Source organism: Stenotrophomonas sp., from assembly GCF_036662295.1.
In the GTDB taxonomy this organism is placed as follows: domain Bacteria; phylum Pseudomonadota; class Gammaproteobacteria; order Xanthomonadales; family Xanthomonadaceae; genus Stenotrophomonas.
Window position 1 is genome coordinate 1 of record NZ_JAVWXA010000148.1, and the last position, 7619, is coordinate 7619.

General features: G+C 67.2%; 5 protein-coding genes and 3 tRNA genes. 3 read left to right on the forward strand and 5 right to left on the reverse strand.

Going from position 1 to position 7619, the window contains the following annotated elements:
• Nucleotides 1–18: 18 nt before the first annotated feature.
• Together rlmB and rnr are read right to left on the reverse strand one after the other, a co-directional pair.
• Nucleotides 19–765 (reverse strand): 23S rRNA (guanosine(2251)-2'-O)-methyltransferase RlmB, encoded by a 747-nt coding sequence (gene rlmB, locus RSA25_RS18250; RefSeq protein WP_332810248.1) that lies wholly within the window; start codon nucleotides 763–765, stop codon nucleotides 19–21.
• Between the two features lie 136 nt (nucleotides 766–901).
• A complete protein-coding gene (gene rnr, locus RSA25_RS18255; protein ID WP_332810249.1) occupies nucleotides 902–3175 on the reverse strand; it encodes a ribonuclease R in 2274 nt (757 codons plus the stop codon).
• A gap of 320 nt (nucleotides 3176–3495) precedes the next feature.
• Here rnr and RSA25_RS18260 point away from each other — a divergent pair.
• Nucleotides 3496–3582, forward strand: a tRNA-Leu gene (locus tag RSA25_RS18260).
• Nucleotides 3583–3643: 61 nt separating this feature from the next.
• On the opposite strand, the gene RSA25_RS18265 is transcribed toward RSA25_RS18260, so the two are convergent.
• Nucleotides 3644–4330, reverse strand: a complete 687-nt coding sequence (locus tag RSA25_RS18265; protein WP_332810250.1) for a glutathione S-transferase family protein — start codon at nucleotides 4328–4330, stop codon at nucleotides 3644–3646.
• 153 nt (nucleotides 4331–4483) lie between these two features.
• On the opposite strand from RSA25_RS18265, the gene RSA25_RS18270 reads away from it, so the two are divergent.
• Both RSA25_RS18270 and RSA25_RS18275 read left to right on the forward strand, forming a co-directional pair.
• A tRNA-Leu gene (locus tag RSA25_RS18270) sits at nucleotides 4484–4570 on the forward strand.
• Nucleotides 4571–4768: 198 nt separating this feature from the next.
• Nucleotides 4769–4855, forward strand: a tRNA-Leu gene (locus RSA25_RS18275).
• 163 nt (nucleotides 4856–5018) lie between these two features.
• On the opposite strand, the gene RSA25_RS18280 is transcribed toward RSA25_RS18275, so the two are convergent.
• Entirely contained in the window at nucleotides 5019–6605 is a 1587-nt protein-coding gene (locus RSA25_RS18280) for a DHA2 family efflux MFS transporter permease subunit (protein ID WP_332810251.1), read from the reverse strand.
• A gap of 7 nt (nucleotides 6606–6612) precedes the next feature.
• The coding region (emrA, locus tag RSA25_RS18285) for a multidrug efflux MFS transporter periplasmic adaptor subunit EmrA (RefSeq protein WP_332810252.1) at nucleotides 6613–7619 on the reverse strand (1007 nt) is incomplete at its 5' end.

Consider the following 7619-nt stretch of genomic DNA (forward strand, 5'->3'; position numbering starts at 1 on the left):
TACCCCCCCGGCGGTGGGTTACAGGCCGCGCTGGCGGACGGCTTCGAACAGGCTCACGCCGGTGGCGACGGAGACGTTGAGGCTTTCGATGTCGCCCGGCATCGGGATCTTGACCAGGCTGTCGCAGTTTTCGCGGGTGAGGCGGCGCAGGCCGTCGGCTTCGCCGCCCAGCACCAGCGCCACGTTGCCCTTGAGGTCGATGGAATACAGCGAGGCGGTGGCTTCGCCGGCCAGGCCGTAGATCCACACGCCCAGCTTCTGCAGGTCCTTCAGGCAGCGCGACAGGTTGGTCACCGCCACCACCGGGATGCGGTCGGCGGCACCGGCCGAGGTCTTGCGCACGGTGGCGTTGACCGTGGCCGACTTGTCCTTGGGAATGATCACCGCGGTGGCGCCGGCGGCGGCGGCACTACGCAGGCAGGCGCCGAGGTTGTGCGGGTCCTGCACCTCGTCCAGCACCAGCAGCAGGGCCTTGCCCTCGGCGGCTTCGATCAGCCCTTCCAGTTCGTTCTCACCGTAGGTGCGCGCCGCCTGGTAGCGGGCGGCCACGCCCTGGTGCCGCACCGAGCCACCCACGCCGTCCAGCGCCTGGGTGTTGACCTTGCGCACGTCGATGCCCTTGCGCCGCGCGTTCTCTTCGATCTCGGTCAGCCGCGGGTTCTTCGCGCCGGCCTCGATCAGCACCTCGCGGACGTTCTCGGCATCGTTCTCGATCGAGGAGGCGACGGCGTTGACGCCGACGATCCACTGGCTTTGCTTGCTCATTGCGGGGCGGGACCGGTACAGGGGGTGGTAATGGTAGAGCATCGCGGCCCACCCTGCCCTGCCGGGCGTTCACACGCCCCGACCCCGGCCCGGCCCGAGGCGGGCGTCGCGACCGCACGGCCGCGACGCCGGTCGCTCAGTACTTCTGCTTCTGGCGCTTGGCCGGCTGGCCGCGCGGCGGCGGCGGGGCCAGCGCGTCGTCCTGCTCTTCCACCAGCCGGAAGTCGATCTTGCGCTCTTCCATGCTGGCCTTCAGCACCAGGATCCGCACGCGGTCGCCCAGCCGGTAGGCCTTGCCACGGCGTTCGCCACTGAGCGTCTTGCGGGTCGCGTCGAACTGGTAATAGTCGTGCGGCAGCTGGGTCACGTGGACCAGGCCGTTGACCTTGGATTCGTCCAGTTCCACGAACAGGCCGAAGCTGGTCACGCCGCTGATCACGCCATCGAACTGGCCGCCGACGTGCTTTTCCATCCACGCCGCGCGGTAACGCTCGTCCACTTCGCGCTCGGCCTCGTCGGCGCGGCGCTCGCGTTCGGAGCACTGCAGTGCCAGCGCCGCCATCTCGCGCGGGGCGTAAGTGAACTTCTCCAGCGGCGCGCCGCTGAGCGCGTGCTTGATCGCCCGGTGCACCAGCAGGTCGGGGTAGCGACGGATCGGCGAGGTGAAGTGGGCGTAGGCGTCCAGCGACAGGCCGAAGTGGCCCTGGTTGTCCGGCGAATACACCGCCAGGCTCTGGCTGCGCAGCAGCACCGATTCCAGCAGCGCCGCATCCGGGCGCTCGCGCACCTTCTTGAGCAGCTTGGTGTAATCGCCCGGCTGCACCTTGGACCACGGCGGCAGGCTCAGCTTGAACTCCTTGAGGAATTCCAGCAGGTCGTCGTACTTGGCTTCCGGCGGCTTGGCATGGTCGCGGAACGGGGCCGGCACCTGCTTGTGCAGCAGGTAGCGGGCGGCCTGCACGTTGGCCGCGATCATGCATTCCTCGATCAGCTTGTGCGCATCGTTGCGCACCAGCATGCCGGCCTGGGTGACCTCGCCGGTGTTGTCCAGCACGAAGCGCACTTCGGAGGATTCGAACTCGATCGCCCCGCGGCGGGTGCGTGCCTTGGCCAGCACCTTGTACAGCTGGTGCAGGCGCTCGACCTGCGGCAGCACCGCGGCGATCTGGTTGCGCACGGCCACATCGTTCTCGCCCACCGCCTGCCAGACCTGGGTGTAGGTCAGGCGTGCGTGGGAATTCATCACCGCTTCGTAGAAGCGCGAGTGGATCACTTCGCCATCGCGGTTCACCTGCATGTCGCAGACGAAGCACATGCGATCCACCTTGGGCATCAGCGAGCAGATGCCGTTGGACAGCGTCTCCGGCAGCATCGGCACCACGAAGCCCGGGAAGTACACCGAGGTGGCGCGCTTCTGGGCCTCATCGTCCAGCGGCGTGCCGGGACGGACGTAATTGGAGACGTCGGCAATCGCCACCACCAGGCGGAAGCCTTCGGCGTTGGGTTCGCAGTAGACCGCGTCGTCGAAATCCTTGGCGTCCTCGCCATCGATGGTGACCAGCGGGGTGCTGCGCAGGTCCACGCGGCCGCCGATCATCGACGGCTCCACCACCAGCGGCACCGCCGCGGCCTCGTTGAGCACCGCCTGCGGGAATTCGAACGGCAGCTCGTGGCCGTGGATCGCGGTTTCCACGATCAGCGAGGCGGTCAGCTTGTCGCCGAGCACGGCGATGATGCGGCCGATCGGCGGGCGCCGGGTGTCCGGGGCCTGGGTCAGCTCGCAGACCACCAGCTGGCCATCGCGGGCATCGCCGGTCTGGTCGGGCGGGATCTGCACGTTGCGCTGCACGCGCTTGTCATCGGGCACCACGTAATGGATGCCGAATTCCACGCTGAAGCGGCCGATCAGGCGGGTCATGCCGCGCTCCAGCACGCGCGCGATGCTGCCTTCGCGACGGCCGCGGCGGTCGATACCGGTCACGTTGACCAGCACCTTGTCGCCATGCAGCACCTTGCGCATTTCATACGGCGGCAGGAACAGGTCGTCGCCGCCTTCGACCGGGCGCAGGAAACCGAACCCTTCCGGATTGGCGATCACCACGCCGGTGATCAGGTTGGTGGCCTGCACCGGCGCGAAGCCGCCGCGACGGTTCTGCACCAGCTGGCCATCACGGACCATCGCGCCCAGCCGCTTGCCCAGCGCATCGGCGCGGTCCGGCTCGGTCAGGCCAAGGTGGACGCCGATTTCCTCGGCGGTCTGCGGGCCATCGCAGCGGTCCAGCAGCTGCAGGATCGCCTCACGGCTGGCGATCGGCTGCGCATAGCGCTCGGCTTCGCGCGCGGCATGCGGGTCGATCACGTTCATTTCGGCCGTACCCGGGTGCGGGCGGCGGCGGGTCGGCACAGGCATGGCGTTATCCGGGTGCGGGCCGGCGCGCTTGCCGCCGCGCGGCGCTGGGGTGTTCATCGATTCGGGCATCCACGGTGGCAGCTTGCCGGCCTTCTTGGCGGCAGCGCGGGGCTTGCCCGACGGACCGGCAGCCTGCTTGGGCGCCGGGGACTTGGGGGCTTTCGCGCCCCGGGTCGGTTTCTTTGGTTTCATTGGCCTTTATGGTAACCGCTGATGGTGTGCAGAACCGGTCGAGGCAGCTGCATATGCAGGTTTGTGAAGAAATTTAACAAAACCGTTGACAACACCCGTCGGCATCGCCACAATTCGCCTCCTGAGTCGCCCAGGTGGCGGAATTGGTAGACGCACTAGCTTCAGGTGCTAGCGGGGGCAACTTCGTGGAGGTTCGAGTCCTCTCCTGGGCACCATGACTCAGAAAATGATCAAACCCGCGCAAGCGGGTTTTTTCGTTTCCGGGCCCCGCCCCGCTCAGGCATCGGGGTCGTAGTAGCGCCGGTCCAGCCCTGCCCGCCCCGGAAAGTGCCTGAACCAGGGGCGCGCCGCCTCGATCACCGCCGCCACCTCGGCATAGGCCATCAACCGCGCCACGTAACCGGCCAGCGCAACCTGCGACCCGGGCAGCGACACGTAGGCCAGCGCGTAGAACAGCGCGGGTGCGGCCGCGCAGTCGGCCAGGCTGAACCCATCGCCGGCCAACCAGGTGCGCCCGGCCAGTTGGCGATCCAACAAGGCATAGCTCTTGAGCAAGGTGGCACGTGCACTCGCGGTGGCGACGGCATCGCGTTGCGGCGCCGGCCGCAGCAGGTCGGCAGTGAGCGTTTGCATCGGGGTCATCACGTACAGGTCGCAGAACCGATCCCAGAACCGCACCTCCAACGCATCCACCGGGTCCGCTGGCAACAGGCGCGCGTCGCCGGCGGCATGGTGCAGCTGCAGGTGCTCGATGATGATGCTGGCCTCGGCCACCGTCTGGCCCTGGTCTTCCAGCAGCGGCATCTTGCCGATCGGCCAAAGCGCCAGGAACGCGGCCCGCTGCGCAGGGTCACCGAGGTTCAACAGCCGCTCCTGGAGGGGCACGCCCAGCACGCGGGCGGCGATCAGCACTTTCTGGCAGTACGAGGACAGCGGGTGGACATGCAGGATCGGAGTGACCATCGATGCGCCTCGCTGCCGGGTGTGGCGAGTATTTTCAGCGGCCGTGGCCCAGGTCAAGCATGGCGAGGTGCCCTGCCCCGGTCGGCGTGTGGATTGAGCGCACGGATGCGTTGACAGGCCTGTGATGCTTCCGCATAATTCGCCCCCTGAGTCGCCCAGGTGGCGGAATTGGTAGACGCACTAGCTTCAGGTGCTAGCGGGGGCAACTTCGTGGAGGTTCGAGTCCTCTCCTGGGCACCATGACTCAGAAAATGATCAAACCCGCGCAAGCGGGTTTTTTCGTTTCTGCCGTCCGCTGACGCGCGCCGCGGCGCTGCCAGGTGGCCGCCACCTGCATGGCGATGCGCGATGCGCGCGTGCGCCGAACGCCGATCAAAAAATCTGGTGAAATGGTGTTGACACATTGGGCGCTCTCCCGCAGAATTCCCCTCCTGAGTCGCCCAGGTGGCGGAATTGGTAGACGCACTAGCTTCAGGTGCTAGCGGGGGCAACTTCGTGGAGGTTCGAGTCCTCTCCTGGGCACCATGACTCAGCAAATGATCAAACCCGCGCAAGCGGGTTTTTTCATGTCTGCAGACATGCCTGCCTGGCGCGTGATCTGCCGTCGCTTCTCCATCGGCACGACCTGGATAAAAAGAAAAAAACCCCGCCTTTCGACGGGGTTTTTTCGTTTCAGTTCACCCGCACCTCAATGCCCACCCGCCGACGCCGCCCCTGCCCCCGCACCGAACGGCGGCTTGGCCAGCCACAGGAAGGTGATGATCGCCAGGAACACCCACCCCAGCAGGAAGAAGATGTCGTTGAAGCCCATCTGCGAGGCCTGGTGGTTGATCATGTTGTTGAGCACCGCCGCACCATGTTGCAGGTCGCCCTGCCCCATCGCCGCCACCTGCGCCTGCATTCCCGGCGTGTAGCCGGAAACATGTTCGGTCAGGTGCGCGTGATGCTCCTGCGTGCGCCGTGCCCACAACCAGGTGGTCAACGACGCCGCAAAGCTGCCGCCCAACGTCCGCAGGAACGTCGCCAGCCCCGAACCGGACGCGATCTCGCGCCCGTCCAGGTCCGACAGCAGGATCTGCAGCACCGGCATGAAGAACAGCGCCACGCCGACCCCCATGATCAGCTGCACGGTGGCCACGTGGGCGAAGTCCACCTGCAGGTTGAAGCCCGAGCGCAGGAAACTGGTGAAGGACAGGAAGACGAACGCGAAGGAGGCGATCATCCGCATGTCGAACCGCGAGGCGTACTTGCCCACGAACGGGGACATGATCACCGGCAGGATGCCGATCGGTGCCGTCGCCAGCCCCGCCCAGATCGCGGTGTAGCCCATGTCCCGCTGCAACCACTGCGGGATCAGCAGCGACACGCTGAAGAACGCCGCATACGCCACCACCATCGCCAGCGTGCCCGCGCGGAAGTTGCGATGCCGGAACAGGCGCAGGTCCACGATCGGGTCCTTGTCGGTCAGTTCCCAGATCAGGAATACCGCCAGCGCCACCACCGCCACGCAGGCCAGCACCACGATCTTGGTCGAGGCAAACCAGTCTTCGTCATTGCCCAGATCGAGCACCAGCTGCAACGCGCCCACGCCGATCACCAGCGTGATCAGGCCCACGTAGTCCATCTTGGGCTTTTCGGTCTGCTCCGGGCGTCCCTTGAGCTGGCTGCCCACTACCAGCGCGGCGAAGATGCCCAGCGGCACGTTGATCAGGAAGATCCATTCCCAGCTGTAGTTGTCGGTGATCCAGCCGCCCAGGATGGGCCCGCAGATCGGCGCCACCACCGTGATCATCGCCAGCAGCGCCAGCGCCTGCCCACGCTTCTCCCGCGGGTAGATGGAAACCAGCAGCGACTGGGTGATCGGGTACATCGGCCCGGCCACGAACCCCTGCAGCGCGCGCGACACCACCAGCATGCCCATGCTCTGGGCCAGCCCGCACAGCAGCGAGGTGGCCACGAAGGCCAGCGTGGCCCAGATGAACAGCTTGCGCTCGCCGAAGCGGCGGCTGAGCCAGCCGGTCAACGGCAGCGCGATGGCCATGCTGACCGCAAAGGAGGTGATGACCCACGTGGCCTGCTGCGAACTGGCGCCGAGGTTGCCGGCGATGGTGGGCAGCGACACGTTGGCGATGGTGGTATCGAGCACCTGCATGAACGAGGCCATCGCCAGGCCCACGGTGCACAGGGCCACGCTCGGTGGCATGAACCCGGCGGCCGCACCCGGCGCCGCCGGTGCGCCCGGGGTGCCGGGCGCCGCTGGAGCTTGTGCGGACATGGTCGCCTCAGCTCGCCTTGGCCGGCTGCGGCAGGTTGCGCTGGATGATCGAATGGATCACGTCATCGGCATCGTGCAGCTGCTTGGCATAGACATCGGTATCGAACACCGAACCCTTGGCCGCCGCGCTCGGCAGCACGGTGCCCTTCTGGTCGCGCAGGCTCACCTCGGCCTTGATCGACAGGCCGATGCGCAGCGGGTGGTCGGCCAGCTGCTTGGCATCGATGGCGATGCGCACCGGCACGCGCTGCACGATCTTGATCCAGTTGCCGCTGGCGTTCTGCGCCGGCAGCAGCGAGAACGCCGAACCGGTGCCCAGGCCCAGGCTGTCGATGCGGCCCTTGTAGGTGACATCACCGCCATACAGGTCCGAGCGCAGCTCCACTTCCTGGCCCAGGCGCATGTGGCGCAGCTGGGTTTCCTTGAAGTTGGCTTCCACCCACATCTGCTCGGTGGGCACCACCGCCATCAGCGCGGTGCCCGGCTGCACGCGCTGGCCAACCTGCACCGAACGACGGGCCACGTAGCCGGTGACCGGCGCGACGATGCCGGCGCGCGCATTGTTGAGGTAGGCCTGGCGCAGCTGCGCGGCGGCGGCCTGCACGTCCGGCTGGGTGGCGATCACGGTGTCATCGACCAGCGCATTGTTGCGCTCGAAGGTTTCCCGCGAACCGGCCACGGCCGCTTCGGCACTGGCCAGCTCATCGCGGGCGTGGGCCAGCTCTTCGTTGGAGATCGCACCGGTGGTGGCCAGCCCCTTGCGGCGGGCGAAGTCCTCGCGCACGCGCTTGAGGGTGACCTGGCGGGCGTTGAGCTCGGCCTGGGCGCCCTCCACGCTGCGGTACAGGCCGCGGGTCTGGCGGACCGTCTTGGCCAGGTTGGCCTGGGCCTGCTGCAGGGCCACTTCGGTGTCGGCCGGGTCCAGCTGCACCAGCAGCTGGCCGCGCTCCACGCGCATGCCGTCATCGGCATTGATGGCCACCACGGAGCCGGCCACCACCGGGGTGATCTGGA